Annotated in this window: 14 protein-coding genes; 4 read left to right on the top strand and 10 right to left on the bottom strand. The window is 65.4% G+C overall.

The window, feature by feature from the left end; genetic code table 11:
- Positions 1 to 163: 163 nt before the first annotated feature.
- From VNW74_RS10705 to VNW74_RS10695, 3 genes are all read right to left on the bottom strand, one after another.
- Positions 164 to 2,764: a LuxR C-terminal-related transcriptional regulator gene (locus VNW74_RS10705; protein ID WP_325676571.1), complete on the bottom strand. Its 2,601-nt coding sequence runs from the start codon at positions 2,762 to 2,764 to the stop codon at positions 164 to 166.
- Positions 2,765 to 2,830: 66 nt separating this feature from the next.
- Positions 2,831 to 3,922 (bottom strand): catalase family protein, encoded by a 1,092-nt coding sequence (locus tag VNW74_RS10700; RefSeq protein WP_325676570.1) that lies wholly within the window; start codon positions 3,920 to 3,922, stop codon positions 2,831 to 2,833.
- 49 nt (positions 3,923 to 3,971) lie between these two features.
- Positions 3,972 to 5,720, bottom strand: coding sequence for a peroxidase family protein (locus tag VNW74_RS10695; protein WP_325676601.1), 1,749 nt, complete (start codon positions 5,718 to 5,720; stop codon positions 3,972 to 3,974).
- A 580-nt stretch (positions 5,721 to 6,300) separates the two neighbouring features.
- Here VNW74_RS10695 and VNW74_RS10690 point away from each other — a divergent pair.
- The gene (locus tag VNW74_RS10690) at positions 6,301 to 7,692 is read left to right on the top strand and encodes a 2-polyprenyl-6-methoxyphenol hydroxylase-like oxidoreductase (protein WP_325676569.1); all 1,392 of its coding nucleotides are present in this window, start codon (positions 6,301 to 6,303) and stop codon (positions 7,690 to 7,692) included.
- Between the two features lie 80 nt (positions 7,693 to 7,772).
- On the opposite strand, the gene VNW74_RS10685 is transcribed toward VNW74_RS10690, so the two are convergent.
- Together VNW74_RS10685 and VNW74_RS10680 are read right to left on the bottom strand one after the other, a co-directional pair.
- Complete coding sequence (locus tag VNW74_RS10685) at positions 7,773 to 10,412, bottom strand: helix-turn-helix transcriptional regulator (RefSeq protein ID WP_325676568.1); 2,640 nt, start codon at positions 10,410 to 10,412, stop codon at positions 7,773 to 7,775.
- Entirely contained in the window at positions 10,403 to 13,579 is a 3,177-nt protein-coding gene (locus VNW74_RS10680; protein WP_325676567.1) for an adenylate/guanylate cyclase domain-containing protein, read from the bottom strand. Before VNW74_RS10680 ends, VNW74_RS10685 begins: the two co-directional genes overlap by 10 nt.
- A gap of 604 nt (positions 13,580 to 14,183) precedes the next feature.
- Between VNW74_RS10680 and VNW74_RS10675 the strand changes: the two genes are divergently transcribed.
- Genes VNW74_RS10675 through VNW74_RS10665 form a run of 3 tightly spaced genes read left to right on the top strand, consistent with a single transcriptional unit; the run spans position 14,184 to position 16,087 of the window.
- Positions 14,184 to 15,014 carry an IclR family transcriptional regulator gene (locus tag VNW74_RS10675; protein ID WP_325676566.1) on the top strand — a complete coding sequence of 277 codons (831 nt, stop codon included), beginning with the start codon at positions 14,184 to 14,186 and terminating at the stop codon, positions 15,012 to 15,014.
- Positions 15,011 to 15,370, top strand: a complete 360-nt coding sequence (locus VNW74_RS10670; RefSeq protein ID WP_414686650.1) for a hypothetical protein — start codon at positions 15,011 to 15,013, stop codon at positions 15,368 to 15,370. Before VNW74_RS10675 ends, VNW74_RS10670 begins: the two co-directional genes overlap by 4 nt.
- Positions 15,371 to 15,406: 36 nt before the next feature.
- Positions 15,407 to 16,087 carry a class I SAM-dependent methyltransferase gene (locus VNW74_RS10665; protein WP_325676565.1) on the top strand — a complete coding sequence of 227 codons (681 nt, stop codon included), beginning with the start codon at positions 15,407 to 15,409 and terminating at the stop codon, positions 16,085 to 16,087.
- 137 nt (positions 16,088 to 16,224) lie between these two features.
- Here the strand turns inward: VNW74_RS10665 and egtE are convergent, their stop codons facing one another.
- Genes egtE through egtA form a run of 5 tightly spaced genes read right to left on the bottom strand, consistent with a single transcriptional unit; the run spans position 16,225 to position 21,608 of the window.
- Entirely contained in the window at positions 16,225 to 17,358 is a 1,134-nt protein-coding gene (gene egtE / locus VNW74_RS10660) for an ergothioneine biosynthesis PLP-dependent enzyme EgtE (protein WP_325676564.1), read from the bottom strand.
- Positions 17,355 to 18,320, bottom strand: coding sequence for an L-histidine N(alpha)-methyltransferase (gene egtD, locus VNW74_RS10655; protein WP_325676563.1), 966 nt, complete (start codon positions 18,318 to 18,320; stop codon positions 17,355 to 17,357). Before egtD ends, egtE begins: the two co-directional genes overlap by 4 nt.
- On the bottom strand, positions 18,317 to 19,018 hold the full coding sequence (gene egtC, locus VNW74_RS10650) for an ergothioneine biosynthesis protein EgtC (protein ID WP_325676562.1): 702 nt from the start codon (positions 19,016 to 19,018) through the stop codon (positions 18,317 to 18,319). Before egtC ends, egtD begins: the two co-directional genes overlap by 4 nt.
- Entirely contained in the window at positions 19,018 to 20,325 is a 1,308-nt protein-coding gene (gene egtB, locus VNW74_RS10645) for an ergothioneine biosynthesis protein EgtB (RefSeq protein ID WP_325676561.1), read from the bottom strand. The genes egtC and egtB overlap by 1 nt, the downstream gene beginning before the upstream one ends.
- Positions 20,322 to 21,608 carry an ergothioneine biosynthesis glutamate--cysteine ligase EgtA gene (gene egtA, locus VNW74_RS10640; RefSeq protein WP_325676560.1) on the bottom strand — a complete coding sequence of 429 codons (1,287 nt, stop codon included), beginning with the start codon at positions 21,606 to 21,608 and terminating at the stop codon, positions 20,322 to 20,324. The genes egtB and egtA overlap by 4 nt, the downstream gene beginning before the upstream one ends.
- Positions 21,609 to 21,785 lie beyond the last annotated feature (177 nt).

Genomic DNA, 21,785 nt, shown 5'->3' with positions numbered 1-21,785 from the left:
AAACCGGCTCGATTGCCCCCGCTGTCATCGGCTACCTTCAGTTGCCCTCCTGTTGGCGAAGCCTGATGCGTCGACGCTGAAGCGGTCGCCGCAGCACGGTACGGCTAGTCGACTACGTCTTTTGCGGGATTGGGCGGGCTCGGTGCCGATATCTCGCTTTGAGTTATTTCTTCAGATCCTTCGACACGATCTTCCCGAGCTCGTCTCGGTCGGTGACGTCAAGCTTGATGCAGGCCCGGTAGATGTGGCCTTCAACGGTACGAACCGAGACCGTCAGCCGTTCGGCGATCTCCCGGTTCGAGAGCCCTGCGGCGATGAGCGAGGCGATCTCTCGCTCGCGGGACGTCACAGGCAGAGGTTGCGCTGCGGACCTGATCGCCGGCGTTACCGCTCCGCCGCATTGCGCGGCCAGCCGCAAAGCCCGCGCTGCCGATTCAGAACTATCGCGTCGCCGCCCGTCGTGATCGTGCCGCACCGCGGCCTGAGCAGCCGCATCCGCGGCTGACAGCATCAAGCCCGCCTCTTCGAAATCCGCGCTAGCCGCGTCCAGGGCCGCACCGTCGAGGTCGGCCACCGCCGCGGCGTGGCGCGCGTATAAACCCACCAGCCGTCCACCGACATGTTCGGTGAGTGCCGCCAGTCGCGTTGCCACGGTGCGGTCGCCAAAACGTGCCGCGTGATGCAGCGCTTCTGCTTCTACGGCGTGTTGACCCGACCGGTGTGCGAGATCAGCAGCTGCACACGCGAGTTCGACTGCCGGACGTTCGCCGCGGCTGGCTGCGGCCAGCCAGGACTGGGCGATCATCCGCTGCGGTTCGTGCAGGGCCATTGAGCGGCCGGCGTGTTCCTTGCAATCCTCCAGAACTCCCTCGGCCTGGTCCGGGCTGCCCAACGCGGCGTAGGCCCTCGCCAAAAGCAGCCGTGCTGGCAACAGCCACGGAAGAGCGTCCTCTGCATTGAGCGCCGCCAGCGCCTGCTCGAGCGAGGATATAGCCTCGGGGAACTTGCCGCGATAGGTGGCAACCAAACCCGCCATGACCTTCGCGATACCCCAACCCAAAAACTGCCCGACCGATGAGAATTCGGCGTATTCGGCAGCGCGCTGATCAGCCAGATCGAATTCGCCGACGGCGGCGAGGGCGTGCACGTCGCAATAGCGCACCATGACCCGGATCATGCCGTCGGTGGCCTTCTGATCCGCACGACACCTGGCCGCGATCGGTTCGAAGTCACCGCCGCGGCCGGCGACCGGCATAGCCATTCCCGCACCGAAAGCGGCGAAATCGATAGCCTGTTTGGGGGCGTGCGGGTCCGCCAGGACGCGTTCGGCTTCGGCGATCCCCTCGCTGACTCTGTTCTGGTGCACTGCTATTGCCGACTCAGTCGCCGCCACGACCAGCTTCAGGCTTGGATGCGTCACCCGCTTTCGCAGCAGTGCCAACACCTCGCCCGCTCGTGCGACGTCATCCATCGACCAAAACAGAATCGAAAGATGGGGAATGCCCCACTGGACGAGCTGCAGTTCATCGAGGCTCTCGGGCTCAAACTTGGTGAGAATCTCGTTGGCCTGCACCGGATGGCCTTGCCACAACAGCGCCCGCGATAGCAGCTCAGCTTCTTGAACTCCACCTCCGAGCTCGTACGCCGCTCGCGCGATCCGTTCACCGAGCGGCAGGTTCGACAGAAACATCGCATCCTTGGCGGCGGCGACCAGCAACTGGGAGTCGACGCCTTCGTCACTGTCGACGCATAGCTGCGCCATCCGGATCCTGCTGGTGGCCGCATTGAGTTCACGGCCGCGGAGAACCCGGACGATACGGCCTCGGAGCGTGCGCGCCGACGCGGTGCCGATACGGCGGCGCAAGACATCGCCATAGAGCGGGTGCCCAAAGCGGACATTCACGTCTGGGCCGTCGTGAACGATCCGGATCAAGCCTTGCATTTCTGCGGTATCCACCGCATCGTCACCGGCCAGCTCGCAGAGCGTGTCGATGTCGAGCGGTTCGCACAACGCCAGCAGCTTCAACGCGTTGACGACATCAGGGCCCGCATGATCAAGACGGTCTTCCAGCAGTGCGGCCAGCCCGGACGAAACACCGGTGTGCCCGCGCAGCTGCCACACCCCGTTGACCTCGCTCAGCGTTCCGGCGTCGATCGCGCCCTCGACCATGTGCCGAAGAAACAGGGGGTTTCCGCCCGAGGATTCCCACATGACGTCAGCGCTCAGACCCTCGAGCGTGCCGCCGAGCACCGATTCGACGAGTGCGATGCTCTGCCGTTTGGTGAACGGCTGAAGTTCCAAACGCTGCAAGTAGCCGTCCTTCCACAGCGAAGTGAGGGCGTCGGGAACGGGTTCGCCGCTGCGCACGGTAGCCACGATGTGGCCGGCCCGGTCGATCGCAATTTGGTGCAGCAACGTCGCGGACAGCTGGTCCAGCAAATGCGCGTCGTCAACGCCGACGACCGTATTCTCATCGGCGAGAATGGATTCGCGGGCCGATGCGATGAGCGCGATCGGATCGCGTATCGGTGACGGACCCACCCACTGGGCGAAAGCACCCAGCGGGATGCTGCGCGAGGTCTCGGTGCACGCCGCCCAGTTGACCTTGGCGCGCAGCGACGCCGTCACGGTGCGGGCCAGGGTCGTCTTGCCAACTCCGGCCGGCCCGACCAAGATCGCACCGCAGGTTTCCCCGGCGCCCAGGGCCGTTCGAATGGCCTCCTGCTCCGCGGGGCGTTCAAGCAACTGCCAGCGGCGCGCCATGGGATCAGAGTGTAAGTTTGCTGTCCGGTTTCCGCAGCTCTTCGCGACGCGACGGGTTGTCGCGGTCTATTCGGGCAGCTCAGCTATATCGGTCGGTTCGAGGCGTGGCACGTGGTTCTTCTCGTGCCGGAAGTTGCTCGACGCCTCATACACCTTCTGTTTGAGGCGGTTGATGGATCCCATCGGCCGGTGGGCGGCCAATCCGCGCCACGAATTGAAGGACAACACGTCGTCACCGAACACTTGGCGCTCGGGACTGTATGCGTCCTGGACCGGATACGTTATTTTTGCCACGCCCACGTACGGCGACGCCGACTCCGGCCACTGCACGCTCGCGTCCTCGATGGGCATGGTTTTAACGTCGGTGCACAGTTGAACCCGCAATTCATATTCGGCGCTGTTGTGCCGAAAGAACTCGACGACCTCGTCACGATATGCGTCGCTGCCCGCGGCGCGCGGGACGGGTTGGTCTTGCAACGACGTCACGGAATTCGACAATGGCACGACAGAAAGCTTCGCGACGTAGTCACCGTAACGCAGCGGCGCCGATGAATAAAAAAGGTCGCCCAAGATTTGCGTGTTTGGTGGAGTGAACACGGCAAGAGTCATCGGGAGTGAAAGACCGACCAGCCCAAGCATCCGCCCAGCACCGGCCAACGCGTCGGTAATGACTTTCAGCGCGCGATCGGGCAATCGTGCCAGCAGCCAGGCGAACGGCATCCCTTTGACGTAGTAGGCGTGCACGTCGGCGAACGGGAACTCCCGGTGGGTGACCAGCACAAAATCTTGGGTGGTGGCCGTGTCGTCGGGCAGCGTCCGCGGTCCGTGCACGCCCAGAACCTTGATCCCAAGGCCGTGTACCCCGCGGATCTGGTCACTGCGAATCGCTCCTGCGGTGGTGGAGAGCCGCGCAATGACCGGGTAGGTCGCTGGGCTTGCGAACAGACCTTGCCGCAGCTCATCTGGCAGATCGGGGTAGACAGTGAGTTCTCCACCGAGAATGCCGTGGCTTTTGGCGTGGGCGTCGCGAATCCCGTGGTGGTATTTCTTGAAAGCCCACTCGTTGTTGCTGTGCAGGACCTTCACCATCTTGTCGATCAGCTCGTCCTCGTCCGGTCGTCGGGACTCCAGGTCCTCGCTGTAGCGCACATAGGTCATCAGCGCCGCTCCTCATCACTTCGCTCTGCATCGTCACCGGCGCGGGTCATCAGCGCCGCTCCTCATCACTTCGGATCGCTTGCCAGGGAGCAAATGGGTTTGCGACGCCGCGCAGCGCGGGTTCAAGCGACGGGAAGTGCCGCAGGAGCACCGTGCGCATCGTGTTCGCTTTAACCCAGGCCATGCCGGCCTCGGTGTAGATCTCGGGGCGGAAATCGCGGGTGAAGAAGCGATCGCTCTCCAGCCGGCGAGACGCCATCAGAATGAAAACGCGAAATGCGGTGTCGCTGAACCCGAATCCCGGCGGTTTGCTTTCGGCATACAACCCGATCGCCAGGTCCACCTGCTCGACGTCGCCGTAGACCTCCCGCAACTCCTCCGCCCAGGTCGGGTTGTCCGTCAGTTCCTCGAACGACGATGCGGGTTTGAGGCGGAACAGCCGCCGAAACTCGTTGTACCGCGGGACGCCCCGTTCGCGCTCCCGCAGGATGTCGATAGCGGCTAGGTCGACCAGTTCTCCGTCGGCTCGCTGGAGCTGCTGCAGGTGTCTCGGGAAGTTGTGCAGGATGAGGGCGCCGGGGTGGGACCGGCCGAACGAGTAGAAGATATCGTCCATCGGTAGTTCGGACAGCCGCTCGCGAACGTGCTCCACGGTCAAGTCGGTCAGCTCGTGCTCGGCGATGACCTGGTCGTCGGCCAGAGAGCGGAAGAGGAAGTCGTCGGGGATCAGTGGGTGCATCCGGTACACCGCGACGAACTCCTCGGTCAGCGAGTACGGAACGCCGTGCTGGTTCGTCGGCGAACCCGGTATGCCTTGCAACACTTCGTTATCGGTGATCCGCCCGAAGCACCGATCGAACCGCTCCCCGAGAATGCCGAACCAGTTCGCGCGAAGCGCTGCCACGGTCGTGGGGTGCGCGATGATCGCGGGTGTCCAGTCGATGGTGTGGATCTTGGCCATCAGTGCCGCGTTGACCAGTCGCGCCGTGTCATACAGCTGCTGGTCGGTCATTTCCGGGTGCTGCGTGGCGAGCTGGTCGCATATCGCGTTGTGTTCGCGCATGAATAGCGAGTGCAGGATGGCCAGGCCGACCCAGAAGTTTCCGGCGGGGCCGGTCAAGTCCAGATATTGGTCGAGATCGGCGGGTGCCAGCCCGAGGTCATCGATGCGGAGCTGGCCCTTGTGGCCGGAGCGCAACCCGTCGGCGAAATTCATATTCGCTGAGCCACCGTAGATTTGGGAACTGTCCCACCAGTGGGTGTCTTGGGTGACGAAGGTGGGCGGACCCTCGGGGTCGGGGCTGGGGTCCGGAGCGGTCCGCCTGATCGTCATGGGCCGGGTGGGCCATGGATCGTCGTTTTCCAGTGGGATCGCCCACGGTTGCGTCGTGATGGTGCCGTGGCTGAACCAGTCGTGGACCTCGAACTGGATCCACGCGCCAGCCAGCAGGTTCAGTGTGGTCGCCGGTTGAAAGGTGTCGCGGGTGAGTAGACGCCGACTAATCAGCCGCGGGTTGGGTGCCAGCGGCTCTTTGGGATATGTGTGCGACGGCGGGACATTGCGGCCGAATCTGCACCCCAACGACCCCATCAGGGGGTCGGTGAGGTCGTTGTAGGTCCCGTTCAACATGCGGGCGGTGAGACGGTTCGCGATGTCCGGGTCGTCGTAGGGCGGCTCGTCCTGAGGCCCGCGACCGGTGTCGAACAGGTTGTGCGCCCGCAGCTGGTTTCGTAGTCCGACCAACACTGCCAGTCCTAATGGCGTTGGTAATCGGTACCATCCGACCGACCGATCAATCCTTCCCGCGAACCACGACAATAGCCGCGACAGTACCGCTGCCACCACTGAACCTCTCGTATTGCTCGTCGTATTGCTCGCGCACGACGCTTTCGGAGAGTAACAATATGCACCCGGCGACACGAAATAACCGACTATTCGTCGATCGGCGGACAGGTCACCGCCATGTTCATCGGCGCGAGTGCCGGATATCGCCTGTCCGGGCATCTCAATCCTCGAGGTGGCGCTTGTATTCCCCACGCTCGAGCCATGATTCGAGGTTGTGGACAGCTATTGCGATGGCGCCGAGGAACGCGGCCGAGCAGATGTAGATGGCCACGGTCATCGTTTTCTCCGTTGATAGCGTTGGCGTTTCATCGTCGCCGTTGCCTGTTTCACAGTTCGGCCGATCGGATCGGCGCTGACGGAAGAAAGCTACGGCGGAGCACAGCCCTTCGGATGAGTAGCGCGCTACCTGTTCCTGGGCTCGTACGAATGGTGGATAGGGGGAGATCAGGTAGTCGGTTACTCTATCCGGCGCCCGCACCGCCCGTGAGCATTGCTTTTCGTCGGCAACTGCGGGGTGACATGGGAGTGTGCGATGGCGAAGATGGGTGATCACGCCGTGGTTGTGGGTGCGAGCATGGCCGGGCTGCTCGCGGCGCGGACATTGTCCGACTCTTTCGAGACGGTCACGGTGGTGGAACGCGATGTGTTGCCCGATGACGCCGCGAACCGCCGGGGGGTGCCGCAGGGACGACACCTGCACGCGCTGCTCGCACGGGGCGCGCAGGTGCTGGAGGAGTTCTTCCCCGGGCTGCCCGACGAGCTGGTCACTGATGGCGTTCCCTATTTCGACGGCCGCGATTTGTCGAAGCTCTACTACAACATGGGCGGACACCAAGCGGTCAGGACCGGTTCGGCCGAGTCGTTCACCGGTTATACGTCAAGCAGACCTTTCGTGGAGTGCTTCGTCCGACGACGGGTCCTGGGCATCGCCAATGTGACATTGCTTGACGGTCAGGACGTCGTCGAGCTGAGCCTTACCCCCGACTGCAAGCAGATCACCGGGGCCCGAATTTCGGACCGACACAGCGGCATCCAATCTGGGTTGGCTGCTGATCTGATCGTCGACGCTACGGGCCGCGGCACACGGACACCCCTGTTACTGGAAAACCTGGGTTATGGCCGCCCATCCGAGGACCACATCAACGTCCACGTGACCTGTACCAGCCAGTCGCTGCGGATGCGGCCCGGCGCCCTGCACGAACATATGTTCCTGATCGGCCCCGTTCCGGGCCGACCCACTGGAATGGGGCTCCTGCGCTGTGAGCATGACTCATGGCTATTCACCGTGTTCGGAATGGCCGGTCACGAGGCTCCGGGTGAGCGCGCCGGAATGTACCCATTCGTCGAAGAATTCGCTCCGCCGCACGCACTCGAGGCGATACGCGACGCGACACCGATCAGCGAGGTCGTGCAGCACCGCGTGCCGTCTAGCGTGTGGCGTCGCTACGACCTGATGCGGGGATTTCCACGCGGGTTGCTGGTGATCGGCGACGCGATCTGCGGCTTCAACCCGATCTACGGCCAGGGAATGACCGTCGCCGCCCTGGAGGCACTGGCGCTACGCGACTGTTTGGCGTGCGGCACGAACGATCTGGCACGGAGGTTCTTCCGAGCCGCGGCACGGCCAATCCGGCAAGCCTGGCGACTGGCCGCCGTCGCCGACCTCGCCCTACCTGAAATCGAGGGCGGACGATCGCTGACAACGCGACTGCTCAACAGCTATCTGGAGCGAGTGCTCACCGCGGCCGAATTCGACCCCGCCGCACTGAATCAGTTCGCCCGCGTCACCTCGCTGGTCGACCCGACGACCCGGCTGCTGCGACCGAGCATGGTGTGGCGCGCGGCATTGGCGAAACACCGCCGTCGGCTCTACGAACACCAGACCGACGACCCCACCGGCATGGTTGAGATCTCGGTGATCTGACCGCGAACCGTCAGCGCAGGCCTTCCGAACCGATCGCACTCGGTTCTATTTGGAGCGATCAGGCGCATCCCTTTCGTCGCTCAAACGTCAGACTTTGCAAGTTCGCCCGGACCGGCGCGCAGGATTGCGGCCAAGTCGGCGCGCGACGTGGCCCCCACCTTTTGACATGCACGATAGCGATGTCCCTCCACGGTGCGGACCGACGTGACAAGTCGGTCGGCGATCTCGCGATTGGACAAACCGGCTATGACTAATTCGATGACCTCGCGCTCGCGAGGAGTCAACGGAACTCCCACCGGAGTCCGCAGTGCCGGCGTGCACAGCCCACCGCATCCGTCGGCCAGTTCCCGCGCCAAAGCTGCGGCATACATCCCACGTCTGCGCTGCTGGGCGTGGCCAAAAACTACGGCCGCTTGTGCCGCGACGTCAGCCGCGGTGGCGCGATCACCGATCGCCCGGTAGTCGGTCGATGCCGCTAGCAGCCCCTCGCCGTCGCGGGCTTGCAGCGATTCCGTATGCCGAGCAACGGCATTGGCCAGCGGTAGCGACAGCATGTCGGCGAGCTCCCGCACTCGCGCAGCCCCGGAGGCGTCGCCCCACTGAGCCGCCGCCTGCAAACAGGCCAGCTCGTGGGTCGGCTGAGTTCGCGCACGCGCATCTGCGGCGGCCACCTGCACCATCGCGATCGCGTCGCTCAGCGAGCCGGCAGCGGCCAGCGTCCACCCAGTCGACAGGCTCAGCGCGGTCTTCATGAACAGGTAATCTTCCGGCACACACTTTTGGGCTTCGCTCAACGCGGCATTCGCCTCGTCTGGCTGCCCGAGTTTGGCGTGCGCCTCCGCCAGCGCAAAGCAGCTCGCAGGCCGTAAGCCTGTTGTTACGCCATGCTTTTCAACGCCTGCCAGCGCTTCATGCAACAGCTTCACCGCGTTGGGAACAGCGCCTCCTATCAGTTCGGCGTGGCCCAACAGAAACGCGAGGTTGGCATAGGCGAGCCCGGGAATGTCGCTCGCTGAGTCGGCGATCCGTTTGGCAGAGTTCACGGCCTCATCGATGCGGCCAGTTAGCCGGCACGCCCGCGCATATACGGACCCGAACCAGAATCGCATATGCGACGCTTGAAACGATGTTATGGCACGGTGGAGGGCCTCGTCGGCTACTTCGGCGATGTCGTCAACTCGTCCCAGCGCGCCTTGAGCCATGATCAACGCCACCGATGCCATCATCGCGTGAAAGTCGGGCAATGCTGCGGACTTCATGGCAGTCCTTGCCTTCTCGGCGGCCGATTCACAGCGCGCCATTACCGCGTCCACACAGGCTTCGACGGCGGCGCGCTCAGCGCGCTCCGCTGCGGACTCCGGTTTTGCGGAGAGGGCCTCGAGGATGGTCCATGCTTCCGCGGGTCGGCCGAGCATCCAGATCAGATTGGCTGCCCGCACCGTAGCCCAGTGGTGGCCGTCAGGGCGGTCGGCTTCACCCATTTCTCGCAAGGCGGCCTCGGCTTCGTCACCACGTCCGAGAAGCACCAGGTTCATTGCCCGCAGGCTTGCTGCTTCCGACGCGCCGGCATCGGCAGCGGCCCTGGCGAATCGGTCGGCCAAGTCGAGATCGAGCAGGGTCATGGCAAACCGCGCCGACCGAAGGAAGAGGTCCGGGTCGGGGGCGAGGTCGGATTCCAGGGTGAGCAGTGCCCGACGCACGGTAGCGGGCATATCGGCGTCGACCTCCCAGGCCAGCCGTTGCGCCAGCCGACCGCGGATCCGCGCTGGATACAGTTCGCCCAAGGTGGCGCGGCGAATCTCGCCGAAAAGAGGGTGTGCCAGTCGGGCCATCAGCGTGCTGCCGCTGTGCTCAACAGTGATCAAGTGCATTTGTTCGGCATCTTCGAGATCGCGGCGGCGCACCAGGTCGCACAACACATCGATCGCGAGCGGCTCGCACTGCGAAAGGATGTCGATCACCATTGCGGCATCGGGTGTGAGGCGACTCAGCTGGTTGCCGACCAAGTCGCCGATAGTGGGTGAGACCGCAACGGCGTCGTCCCACATCCATACCCCCGCCACCTGACGCATAGAGCCGGCCGCAACCTGGTCCGTCACCAGTTGCCGCACGAACAACGCGTTTCCGCCAGTAAGCTTCGAGAATCGTTTGGCGCTAAGAGCATCCACCGGTCCACCAAGCGTGGCTTCGATGACCCGGCGGGTGGCCGCAGCCGACAACGGTTGCAGGTCCAGTCGGGCGAGATGGCCGTCTTTCCATAGTGCTGTCACGGCGTCGGGCTCACCACCATTCGCGCGCAGCGTGACCACCAGGTGCACACCACGCGACTGGGCAAGTCGATGCACAACGTGCGCGGACAGTCCATCGAGAAGGTGTGCGTCGTCAACACCGATCAACACGCGACCCCGACGTTGTTGGGCGACAAAGGAATCAACGAGGCGCTGCACGTCTAGCATCGGGTCAGACATCATGCTGCCCAGCGACGCGTGAAATGCGCCCAGCGGAAGCGGGCGGGCAGATTCGGTGCCAACGATCCAGTTGGTGCGCGCGCCGGAAGCCTCCGCGCGGATCAGCGCTTCGCGGGCGAGGCGAGTCTTGCCCACGCCGGGGGCACCGACGATCACCACCCCGGAGGAATTGCCAACTTTGTTCAGCGCGCGCTGAATAACTTCGAGTTCCTTCTCGCGTCCAGTCAGGGGATCGCCGCTGATCACGGGCATGTCATCGCCTCGGCTATTGCCATGTGGCCCTGAAAACCGCACGCCGTCGCCGTGGCGCGATAGCGCTCCACCCAATCGCGGCAGCCGGTCTGATCGCCACCTTGCCGTGCCACCAACGCTCGCAAGCGCAGCAGCGGAATCTCGTGCAGCACGAACCCGGGGTCGGTTGGCACCGCAGCCAGCCGGTCGATCACTTCCTGCGCCGTCTGAACGTCGCCGGCCGCGCCGCGTTGCAACAGCGACTCCACCAGAACAGTGACGGCGGGACCACGGTAGATCATCTCGCCAGTGTCGAACTGACCGTCGACGATCGCCTGCGACAGGGCGATGGCGCCATCAAGATCGCCGATCCGGGCCTTCTCCTTCGCAGTTTGAGTGTCAACGATCGGCAGCGCCACAAAGGTAAAGCGTTCCTGCACGGCCTTTTCCCGGGCTGAGGCCATCAGTTCGAAGCCGGCCTCCCGATTCGCGTCGTCGCGATGGACCAGCACAAGGCCCCGAGTGAGCTGAGCAAGGCCCAAATTGAAATCGTCCGCGCACTGCTCAGCGACCTGCAATGCCTCCGCGGTGTCCTGCAAGGCGCCCGAATCGGCCAACAACGTCCCATTCGGGATGGTGCCGTACTTGAACCAGTTCGCTATCACCCGCGTCGTCGCGTCGAACCCGCGAGCCATGGCGATGGCGTTGTCGAAATCCTCCATCCATCCCGAGATGCCCAAGCAACATCTGGCCGCGCCACGCTCCGATATCCCCAACGCCAGCGGTGACCCAAGGATCAGGTTGCCCTTGGCGAGGTCGCCGGCCGCGAGGTCGATGCGACGCTGTGCCAGACGCAGTGCTTCGACCACCTCGCCCGCCTGGTACTTCGCGTAAGTCGGCCCATAGAGCAGCCCGACCGTCATCGCGGAGTCGCCAACCGACTCGATGAGATCCACGCATTCGGAGGCCAGCCGCGACGACTCGAGGTAGCGGCCGCGAAACGCAAGCAAGCACACCCACCCGGCCATTCCGATGGCCAGCGACCGCTTGTCACCGGCCTCTGCGGTGAGGTCGCGAAGCTCGTCGAAACCGGCGTCGGCGACAGCGCCACCGATATGCCAGGCGCTCCCGCACAGCAAGGTCCGCGGTGCGATCCGCATCGACATGCCATCCCGATCGGCCGCCGTCAGCCGATCCGCGACCTGCCGGGCGCGCTGCCAACTCACCCGCGCCGCACCGATGTCGCGATATCTTGAGCATGACCCGGCCCGCATATGCCAGCTGAACGCGTCCCGCAGATTGCCCGCGGCCTCCAGGTGGGTGGCGATCAGTGCGGCATTCTCGTCGACCGAACCCGGGTCACGCTGTTCGATCACGCGGGCCAAGCGGCGGTGCAACTCGGCGCGTCCCGACTTCAGCTGCGACTCATAGGCCACCGCGCGGATCAGCGGATGCCGGAACGCGTACTCGGTGTGCGGGGCGAACACCACCGGATCGACCAGTTCCGCTGCAGTCAACTCCTCGACAGCGGCGTCCTCGAGGACGCTGACCAACGTCTCCTTGTCGAACCGCAAACCGATCACGGCGGCAGCACGCAGGGTGTGCTTGGCGCGCCCGCCAAGGCGATCGATCCGGGCGGCGATGATGGCCTGAACTGTGGCCGGCACGCTGACCTCGGTGACGTCGCCGGCGGACGCATAGCAGCTCCACTTTCCATGCAAGACGCCGCGCTCGACGAGGTCGCGCACGATTTCCTCGGCGAAGAACGGGTTACCCGCCGCACGCTCGGCGACCTGCCTGGCCAGTGTCTTCACCGACGCGTGTGGGCCAAGCATTTCGCCTGCAAGCACCGCGGTTTGCGAATGACTCAGCGGTGAAAGCGAAATCGTGTGGGAACCCGGTGTCTGGGTCAGCACACCGTGGTACTCGGGTCGGTAGGTGACCAGCACCATCGCTGGGATCCGGGGAATCACGGAGAAGAACTCCGCGAACATCGCCTCGCTGGCCCTGTCGATCCAATGCGCGTCTTCGATTACGTACAGCGCCGGCGCCCGTCGCCCCAGCAAGGCGGCGTTGATCATCTGCGCTAGTCGGCGCCGCCGGGCATCCGGTTCGATATCGGGCAGCGCGACATCGTTGTCCTGGATGCCAATCAGGTCGTTTAGCAACGCCACATCGTCCGGCTCCGCAGCGGCAAGCCTGGCCTGGACCACGGCGCGCGCGGAGGTGGCGTCCAGCTGGTTCAGCCTGAATGCCGTTCGCAGCATTCGCGCGACGACGTTAAACGAGACCTCGAGACCGTGCGACTCACAAAACGTGGAAAACACCTCGACGCCAGACTCATTGGCGATCCTGGCGACCTCGCGGGCCAGCCGGGTTTTGCCGATGCCCGGCGCTCCCACCACCCCGACCATGCATCCCCGGCCAGCAATTGACTCGTCCAGCAATGCTTTCAGGGCGCCCATCTCCCATTGCCGTCCAACTAGGGTCCACTCGCGACGACCGGTCAGCACCGGATCGGCGACCGTCTTAAGCAGCTGACGCACAGGAACGGCGACATCGGTCCCCTTGATGTGCACCAGCTCCGGTTCAGCAAGCACGGCGGTGTTCTCGACCAGCCGGGCGGTGGACTCGCTGACGGCCACCCCGCCCGGCGGCGCCGCGGACTCCATCCGCTGGGCTATCCCGACATGCTCACCGAACGCGGTGTAACTAGTCCGGCCGGTACCGATCCCCCCGGCAACGACCTGGCCCGAGTCCAAACCCACCCGAAGCTGCAGCGCGACATGGTCACGAGCATCCACCTCGGCGGCCAGACCCTTGATCTCCCGCAGAATGCCTAACGCGGCCAAACAACCGCGCAGCGCATGGTCCTCCAACGCAACCGGCGCCCCGAACAGCGCCATCAGGCCGTCGCCCGTGAACTTGTCGACGGTACCGCCGTACCGCTGCACGACAACTGCCGATCGATCGAAGACCGCGGCCATTATTTCGCGGAATCGTTCCGGCTCCAGGGTCGACGCCATATCCATGGAGCGCACCACATCGGCGAAGAGCACCGTAACCTGCTTGTACTCGGCCGGTTGGGGCGTCGTTGCTGTCGGCGCCCCGCAGACATCGCAAAATAGGGCTCCGTCCCGAATGGGTCCGGTGCCACACCGACTGCATGTTAGAGGCGCAGATCCCATCCGAGTGCCCCCGTATCCGTCTGCTGACTGACCTAATCTGCTTGCGGTTAGCCGACGCGAGAAGCATACTTCCGGACTACTGCGCCCACCGGCTAAACCTGAGAATTAGTTAATAGACTTTCCGGTCCGTGCGTATGGGCCCGTCATGCAGGTGCCGCCGGTGCGTAAAACAGCGTCAAGTCATCCCCTCGGCCATTGCCATGTGGCCCCGAAAACCGCACGCCGTCGCCGTCGCGATAGCGATTCGAGCGAGTAGCCCAGCCTTCCGTAGCGCAGTCACGCCACCGGGCTCGCCGCCGCCAGCACGCAGCGTGATGATCAGCCAAGAACGCCGGCCGAACAGGGATGGGGCCACGCCCGTGTGGTGCGGGTCGGTGATCTGCGACAAACACAGCGTCGTGTGTGGCGCACATCCACACCGGTGAACTACCTACTGAGTAGGAGCCTTCGAACGCGATGCGATTGGAGTAGTCGACTACGCGGGTCAGGTACTAGCGCTCCGCTCTAACGTCACCATCAGCAACTGTTCCATAAACAGGAAATGCCGACCATGACACTGCCGTTGACAACTTCGAACTGCGTTGACAATAAACCGAATGTCGCGATGGGCGTGCTGTCGCAGCGAACACGTCGCGCGCTATCTGCCCCCGGGGAGACGGCAAGCGCTCGTGCCGGCCGGGGCGTCCTCGACGGCGCGTTCGCCGTCCTCGATGCACTCGCCCACTCTCACACGGGACTCGGCCTGACCGATCTGGCCCGCGCGAGCGGCCTGGCCAAAACGTCGGCTCATCGGCTGGCAGAACAACTCGTCGTCCTGGGCGCGGTGCAACGCGTGGCTCAGCGTTACTACATCGGCGCACGGATGGGACATCTTGGGCAACGATGGCAGCCCGACCCGCTGCTACGGCGGGCCGGTCAAGCACTGGTGCGCGATTTGGCCAAGCACTCACGCGCAATAGCATCGCTGCGGATCATTCATGACGACGCCTTGAGGGTGATCTGCACCACCGTGCCGTGCGGCCACGGCTACATGCCTACGCCCATCGATTCCAAATCGACAGCCCAAACCGCCACTGGGCGCGTTCTTTACGCCGCCGACCGCGACACCGAGATAGCGCTGCTGCCAGACTGCTGGACACCGCGCGAGTGGCGACGTCTCCGCGAATCCATCAGTGAGCCATACGCAACGGTGATTGACCATCAAGAAGCTTTTGCCGGTATCTGCTGCGCGTCCGCGCCGGTGTGGTGGCCGAACGGTACGTGCGCGGGCGCTCTCACCGCGCTGGTGCAGTCGACCAAGTGTCCGCCGCGTCTGCCCGATCTGGTCTCCCGTACGGCGCGTCGCATTACTACCACGCTTCAGCAGCTAACCGAGACATCGGTTTGTCGACCACCTAGGCCGCAGATGCAGGCCTTGATAAGGAGCACATCATGAACATCCCTCTGGCCGATACGGATTCGGGGCTCCGGTCGATTTTGCGCCTACTTGTCCATTCATTTTGCCCATGGCGCAATCGCTTCCCGCTGCGGTCGCGGCCTCAGCGACCAATTCAGGCAGTAGCAGCGCCGGCGATCTATCAGATCGCCGACCGGCTGCACGAAAAAAGAACGGCTCGAGTGGCGGCCGATGCGATCGCGACCACCGTGTCTGAGTGGCTGGCCGAGTTGGGAGCCTATAGCCCCATGGCGGAGGATCTCGCGCGAGCGGTGCGAAGCGGCGACTGGCCTGCTGTCTACGCCATCGGCGAGCTCCTGTCCGTAGACGTAACGGTCGCAGTGCCGTTGCCGTAAGCAGGGTGCGCGGCGACCCGGAGTAGCTTGGAACACATGGCAAATGAAGTAATGGACTGGGATAGCGCATACCGCGAGCAGGGCAGGTTCGAAGGCCCGCCGCCGTGGAACATCGGTGAGCCGCAGCCCGAATTGGCCGCGCTGCTCGCCGCGGGCAAGTTCCGCAGTGATGTGCTCGATGCTGGCTGCGGCTACGCCGAGCTCTCGCTGACCCTGGCCGCCGAAGGCTATACCGTGCTCGGCGTCGACCTCACGCCCACCGCTGTCGCCGCCGCCACCAAGGCCGCCGAGGAGCGCGGGCTGGGCAACGCCAGCTTCGAACAGGCCGACATCACCACGTTCAGCGGTCACGACGGCCGGTTCAACACCGTGGTCGACAGCACGCTGTTTCATTCGCTGCCGGTCGAAGGCCGGGACGGTTATCTGCGGTCGGTGCACCGCGCGGCTGCCGACGGGGCCAGCTACTACGTGTTGGTGTTCGCCAAGGGCGCGTTCCCGGCCGAATGGGAGACCAAGCCGAACGAGGTCGACGAGGACGAGTTGCGCGCCGCGGTGAGCAAGTATTGGCACGTCGACGAGGTCCGGCCGGCTTACATTCACGCCAACAACCCGCCGGCGCCGCCGGACTCGGATGTTCCGATGCCGGCACACAACCGCGACGAGAAGGGCAGGATGAAGCTTCCCGCTTACCTGGTCACCGCGCACAAGGCCCGCTGAAAGCTACTCGAATACAGAGGCCAGGTCTGGAAGTCCCCAAACGGCGTAATGAGTAGATCCGAGTGGGATCGAAGGTTGCCGTGGCGGATGTCAATGCTTAAGGGACCCTGACCAGGGCAAACCGGCTGCCACCCGCACTACACCGCAGCGGTAGCGTCGGCGAGCGCCGCGGCGAAAGTCGACAGATCGTCGACGGTGGTGTCCACGTGCGGCGAAATCCGCAGCACCGGCGCCGTCAACTCCATCGGCGCCCGCTCCACCGACGCCCACGTGGTCAGGATGCGACGTTCGGCGATCAGCCACGCCCGGACCTTCTCCGGGTCGGCCCCGTCGACGGGGGCCAGCGTGGTGATGGCGCTTTGCTCATCGACGGATTCGACCACCCGCCATCCGCGCACATCGGCGAGCACCGTCCGGCTGATCCTGCCCACCTCGGCCAGACGTGCATGCACCGCAGCCGATCCAAACGCCACGTGCTCGACCAGTGCAAGCGAAAACCCCACGCGTGCGGCGATATTAGCCTCGCCGAGTTCAAGTCGTTGAGCCACCGATAGCGACGATATCCACTCCGGAGGCGGCAGCCGCGGTCGAAGCCGCTGCATCAGCGTCGGGCGCACCGCGAGCGCGCCGACGCCGCGGGGTCCGGCGATCCATTTACGCGACGACGTGTAGGTCACGTCGGCGCCCGCCGCGCAGCCCACCTGTCCGAGTGCTTGGGCGGCATCGACGACAAGCGGCAGACCTAATTCGCCGCACAACTGGGTCATCTGGCGCAACGGTTGCACCACGCCGCGATGACTGGCCACCGCAGTCAGGTGGACCAGGTCGGGCGGGTCGGCGGCCAGGCCGGCGGCCGCTTTGTCGATCACGACTCGGCCCTCATCGTCGGTCGGTAGCGGGCGGCGGGCGAAGCCGTGCGCGGACATGACGGCCAGGTTGGGTCCGTATTCGCCGGGCAGGCACGCCAGCCTGCGACGGCCGGGCGGCCAGCTGGCCAGTAGCAGGTCCAGCGCGTGCCGCGACCCGGTGGTGAACACCACCTCTGCGTCGGGCATGCCAGCGAGCGTGGCGACCGCGGTGCGTCCGGCGTCGAGAACAGGTTTGGCGGCCTCAGCCGCGACGTATCCACCGACTTCGGCCTCGCGCCGCGCGTGCCGGGCGGCTGCGTCGAGTACCGCGAAGCTTTGCCGTGAGCAGGCCGCGCTGTCCAGATGTAATCCCGCCACCGGCGGCCGGGCCGCCCGCCATGCCTCGGAAAGGCCCTGGCTCACTTGACGGCCAGCGACAGCCCGAAGTCGCCGGCGTCGTCGGTCCACCACCGGGTGGGCCGCAGCCCGGCCAGGGCCAGTTCGTCGGCCACCGCGTCCGCGCGGAACTTGCAGGACACTTCGGTGAGGATCTCTTCGCCGGCCGCGAATTCGACGGTCAGGTCCAGTGCAGCGATGCGCACCCGCTGCGCGCTCTCGGCGCGCAGCCACATCTCCATCCGCTCGTCGTCGGCATTCCAGCGGGCCACGTGCCGGTAGGTGTCGACGTCGAAGTCGGCGTCGAGTTCCCGGTTGATGACGGCCAGGACATTGCGGTTGAACTGTGCTGTGACGCCGGCGGCATCGTCATAGGCCGCGACGAGTCGATCGGTGTCCTTGACCAGGTCCGTGCCCAGCAGCAGGCAGTCGCCCGGACGCATCACCGCCGCCAGCGCCGCCAGGAATTCCGCACGCGGGTCAGCGGTGAGGTTACCGATCGTCGAGCCCAAGAATACGAACAGCCGACGCCCACCGTCCGGGATTTCCGACAGGTGCTCTTCGAAATCGCCGCAGACAGCCGCGATTTCGATATCGGGATATTCGCGCTGGATGGCCGTCGCGGCTGCCGACAGCATGCTCGCGTCGACGTCAAACGGCACGAACCGGCGCAGAGTGCCGCCGTCGTCCAGCGCCTGCAGCAGGGTGCGGGTCTTCTCCGACGTGCCGCTGCCCAGTTCGACCAGGGTGTCCGCGCCGGTGACCGACGCGATTTCCGCTGACCGGGCACGCAGGATCTCCGCCTCGGCACGTGTCGGGTAGTACTCGGGCAGCCGGGTGATCTGGTCAAACAGCTCGCTACCTACCGAGTCGTAAAACCACTTGGGCGGCAGAGATTTCGGAGAAGCGGCGAGACCGCCCAGCACGTCAAGGCGCAGAGCCTGATACGCCGAGTCCGCGGCCAGGTGGTTGCACAGCGATAGCGTCATCGAAGTCCCTTCGTATGTTCCAGGCCGGTCAATGTGACGCCCTCGGCGGTGACCTCGACGAGGTGGCGGTCCGGCACGTCCTCCCAGCCGGGCTGATCGTCATACGGCTCGCTGGCCAACACTAGGCCGTCGTCGCGGCGCAGAATTGACAGGGTGTCTCCCCAGGTTGTGGCAAGCAGCCGGGAACGGTTGGCCACCAAAATGTTCAGCCGCGCGTTGGGGTCGTCGCCGCCGACCTTGACGATCGTCTCTCCCAACGCATCGATGCCACGGTCGAAGATCAGTGCAGCGAGAAGTGCGCTGTCGCAAACCGATTCGGCCGGCAAACTCGCGGGAAGGACATTGCGGTCGACAATTCCGTTGTGCGACAACAGCCACTGCCCGTCAGTGAACGGTGCGGTCGCGCTGGCTTCGATAGGCATGCCGACTGTCGCCGAGCGTACGGCTGCCACCACGCAGTGGCTGCGCAGCGCCGGCGCGACGGAGCCGAATGAGGCGTCGGCCCACAACGGTGCGGCGCTGCGCCAGCGCCGTGGTGTCGCGCCATCGAAAAACCCGACTCCCCAACCGTCGGCGTTCAACAGGCCGTGCTTCTGCCGGCGCGGGGCATACGACTGCACCCGGAGACCATGCGGTGGGTCGAGCATCAACGAGGAGACCGAGACGTCGCGTCCCAGCCAGCCGAGGTGGCGGCACATCAGGCGCGTCCCCCGGCTTGATCGTCATCGACGGACCACGCTAACCGGACACCGCTGAAGATCTGCCGCCGATAGGGGTGATCCCAGTTACGGAAGCTGGGCCGCAGGATGGCCGACTCCACGGCCCATGCCCCGCCGCGCAACACCCGGTAGTCCCCACCGAAGAACGGCTCGGAGTAGCGCTGGTAGATCATCGGGGTGAAGCCCGGCCATGGTTGCAACGTTGAGCTGGTCCACTCCCAGACGTCTCCGAGCATCTGCTCGACGCCGTAGGCGGACGCGCCGGCCGGGTACGCACCGACCGGTGCCGGGCGCAGCGCCTCGCCGCCGAGGTTGGCACGGGTAGCCGATGGCTCCTCGGCTCCCCATGGATAACGACGCCGGGCGTTGATTTCCGGATCCCACGCGCAGGCCTTCTCCCACTCGGTTTCGGTGGGTAGCCGGGCACCCGCCCACGCGGCGTAGGCCTCGGCCTCGAAGTAGCTGACGTGCTGGACCGGTTCGTCGGCGGGGATGTTCTCGACCCGACCGAATCGCCTACGGGTCTGCCCGTCGGCATTCCAGAACTGCGGCGCGGTCAAGCCGGCGTTTTGGCGGTGCTCCCAGCCGCGGGTCGACCACCACCGCGGCTGCGCGTAGCCGCCGTCGTCGACGAACTGCGCCCATTCGTCGTTGGTGACCGGAACCCGGCCGATGCGATACGCCGGGACATCGACGGCGTGCGCCGGGCGTTCGTTGTCCAGCGAGAACGGCTCGGTGGCCGCGTCGACACCCTGAACGAACGGACCGCCGGGTACCAACACCGACGTCCCGGCGAGCCCTGGCCGGCCCGGCGGCAGCGTCGCCGTGTCCGGCAGCAGCGGCGGACCTCCCCGCAGATTCAGTGCCTGCAGCATCGTTTCGTCGTGCTGATTCTCGTGGCTGACCACCATCCCGAAGACAAACGTGCGGTCGGGCTCGTCGGGCAGCGCATCGAGAGCATCCAGCGCGGCCGATCGCACGGTCCGGCAGTACACCCGCGCCTGGTCCGGCGACAGCAGCGGCAGATCGACGCGACTGGCCCGGGCGTGCACGAAGGCGTCGTAGAGGTTTTCGACGTCGCGGGGCAGCATCCCCGGCCGGTCCGGGTCACCACCGCGCAGCAGCCACAGCTCTTCCTGCTGGCCGATGTGCGCCAAGTCCCACACCAAGGGGCTCATCAGCGGGTCGTACTGACGGCGGAGCTCGGCGTCGTCGAACTCGACCAGCCGCAGGGTTCGTTCCCGGGCTCGGCTCAGATCGCGGGCGAGTGCTTCGGTCGGAGTCACGTCTCCCCTAGCGCCAGCTTGCCGATCGTCGCCTCGATGCCGTTGCCGATCACCTGGTCGGAAAACTCGTCGGCGGGACAGCGGCCCAGCTCAACCGCCACGACCAGCCGCTGCATCGCCTCGTCGAGCGCGGGCGGCACGCGGTCGGCGGCGGCGGCCACGCACCGGCTGGCCGCGGCGTAGAGCCGCGGGTCGCTCAGCCCGACCCGGGCCGCGACATCCCAGGCGGTCGCGACGGGTTCGACGGCTTCCGCCGCGATATCGGCGGCAACCGGGTCGTCGAGCAGGGTGACCAGCGTGAACACCACCGCCGGCCAGACGGCATCAGGGACGCTGTCCAGGTAGCGGATTTCCAGCCACTGCCGTGGACGCACCGGCGGGAACAGCGTGGTCAGGTGGTATTCCAGGTCGTAGGGGGTCGGCCGGCGACCGCCGAGCAGCTCGCGGCCATCGGCCCAATCGGCGAAGGGCAGATAGTGCATCACCGGCACCGCAGTGCCGTCTGGAGGATTGTGCACCAGCATCACCGGCGCCTTCAGGGCATAGCGGGCCCAGTCGGTCGCGGGGTCCTCGCCGCTGGCGGTCAGGATGGGTCCACAGCGCGCCGAATCGAGCTGACTCCACACCCGCTGTCGGGTGGATCGCCAGCCGGAGAAGCTGCCGCCCAGCAGCGGCGAATTGGCGGCGATCGCGACCAAGGTGGGCCCGAGGGCGTGTGCCAGCCGGACCCGCTCCGTCCATCCGTTCGCAGGGCCGGCGTCGAGATTGACCTGCACCGACGCCGTCGACGTCATCATCGCCGCACCCGCCACACCGGTGTGGCTGGCCTTGAAGAACTGTTCCATCGCGCGGTAGCGCGCGCCCGGATTGATGCGCTTGGCCGGCCGTAGCGGATCCGCGCCCAGCAATACCAGTCCCAGGCCGGCGCGGGCGAAAGCTGCTCCCAGGATGGCCTGGTCGGTGGTCATGGCCTCGATCGCCGGCACCACGCCGTTCACCGGCGGCCCGGACAATTCCACGGCGCCGCCCGGTTCGACGGTGACCGCGCTGCCGCCCGGCATTGCCGGCAGTGATTTCAGGATGCCGGTGATTTCATCCCAGGTCGGTCTGCGATACGGGTCGGCCGGGTCGTAGCAATGCGCCTCGACCTCCAAGCCGACCCGCCCCACTGGCCCGTCGAACAAGCAGCTGTCGGTGATGTACTGCGCGGCGGCCGACGAACTGGCCAGTTCGCTTTCCGCGGGACGTGCGTGATCCGGCTGCGACGCGACGGCAAACGCCATATTCCCGATCCCTTCGGTCCCAGGCCACCGGTCCCGAACGATCGAGTCCGCTGGTTGCGCGCGGCTACCCAACGATAGTCACAAGCTTCCATCTTCCAGAGGGCACCGACATATTCCCGCCGTTGGGAGACGACCGTGGTTTCAGACGCTACGTCTCGCACCGCCACTCCGCCCCGG

Origin of the sequence: Mycobacterium sp. (assembly GCF_035570115.1) — a bacterium.
In the GTDB taxonomy this organism is placed as follows: domain Bacteria; phylum Actinomycetota; class Actinomycetes; order Mycobacteriales; family Mycobacteriaceae; genus Mycobacterium.
This window is presented reverse-complemented; position numbering and strand designations above follow the sequence as displayed.

Coding starts and splice junctions, on each gene's coding strand:
- VNW74_RS10705 (WP_325676571.1), bottom strand. CDS start 2,764: ATGGCGCGCCGCTGGCAGTTGCTTGAACGCCCCGCGGAGCAGGAGGCC.
- VNW74_RS10680 (WP_325676567.1), bottom strand. CDS start 13,579: ATGGGATCTGCGCCTCTAACATGCAGTCGGTGTGGCACCGGACCCATT.
- egtA (WP_325676560.1), bottom strand. CDS start 21,608: ATGGCGTTTGCCGTCGCGTCGCAGCCGGATCACGCACGTCCCGCGGAA.
- VNW74_RS10700 (WP_325676570.1), bottom strand. CDS start 3,922: ATGACCTATGTGCGCTACAGCGAGGACCTGGAGTCCCGACGACCGGAC.
- egtD (WP_325676563.1), bottom strand. CDS start 18,320: ATGACGCTATCGCTGTGCAACCACCTGGCCGCGGACTCGGCGTATCAG.
- egtC (WP_325676562.1), bottom strand. CDS start 19,018: ATGTGCCGCCACCTCGGCTGGCTGGGACGCGACGTCTCGGTCTCCTCG.
- VNW74_RS10670 (WP_414686650.1), top strand. CDS start 15,011: ATGAACATCCCTCTGGCCGATACGGATTCGGGGCTCCGGTCGATTTTG.
- VNW74_RS10690 (WP_325676569.1), top strand. CDS start 6,301: ATGGCGAAGATGGGTGATCACGCCGTGGTTGTGGGTGCGAGCATGGCC.
- VNW74_RS10665 (WP_325676565.1), top strand. CDS start 15,407: ATGGCAAATGAAGTAATGGACTGGGATAGCGCATACCGCGAGCAGGGC.
- VNW74_RS10685 (WP_325676568.1), bottom strand. CDS start 10,412: ATGCCCGTGATCAGCGGCGATCCCCTGACTGGACGCGAGAAGGAACTC.
- VNW74_RS10675 (WP_325676566.1), top strand. CDS start 14,184: ATGGGCGTGCTGTCGCAGCGAACACGTCGCGCGCTATCTGCCCCCGGG.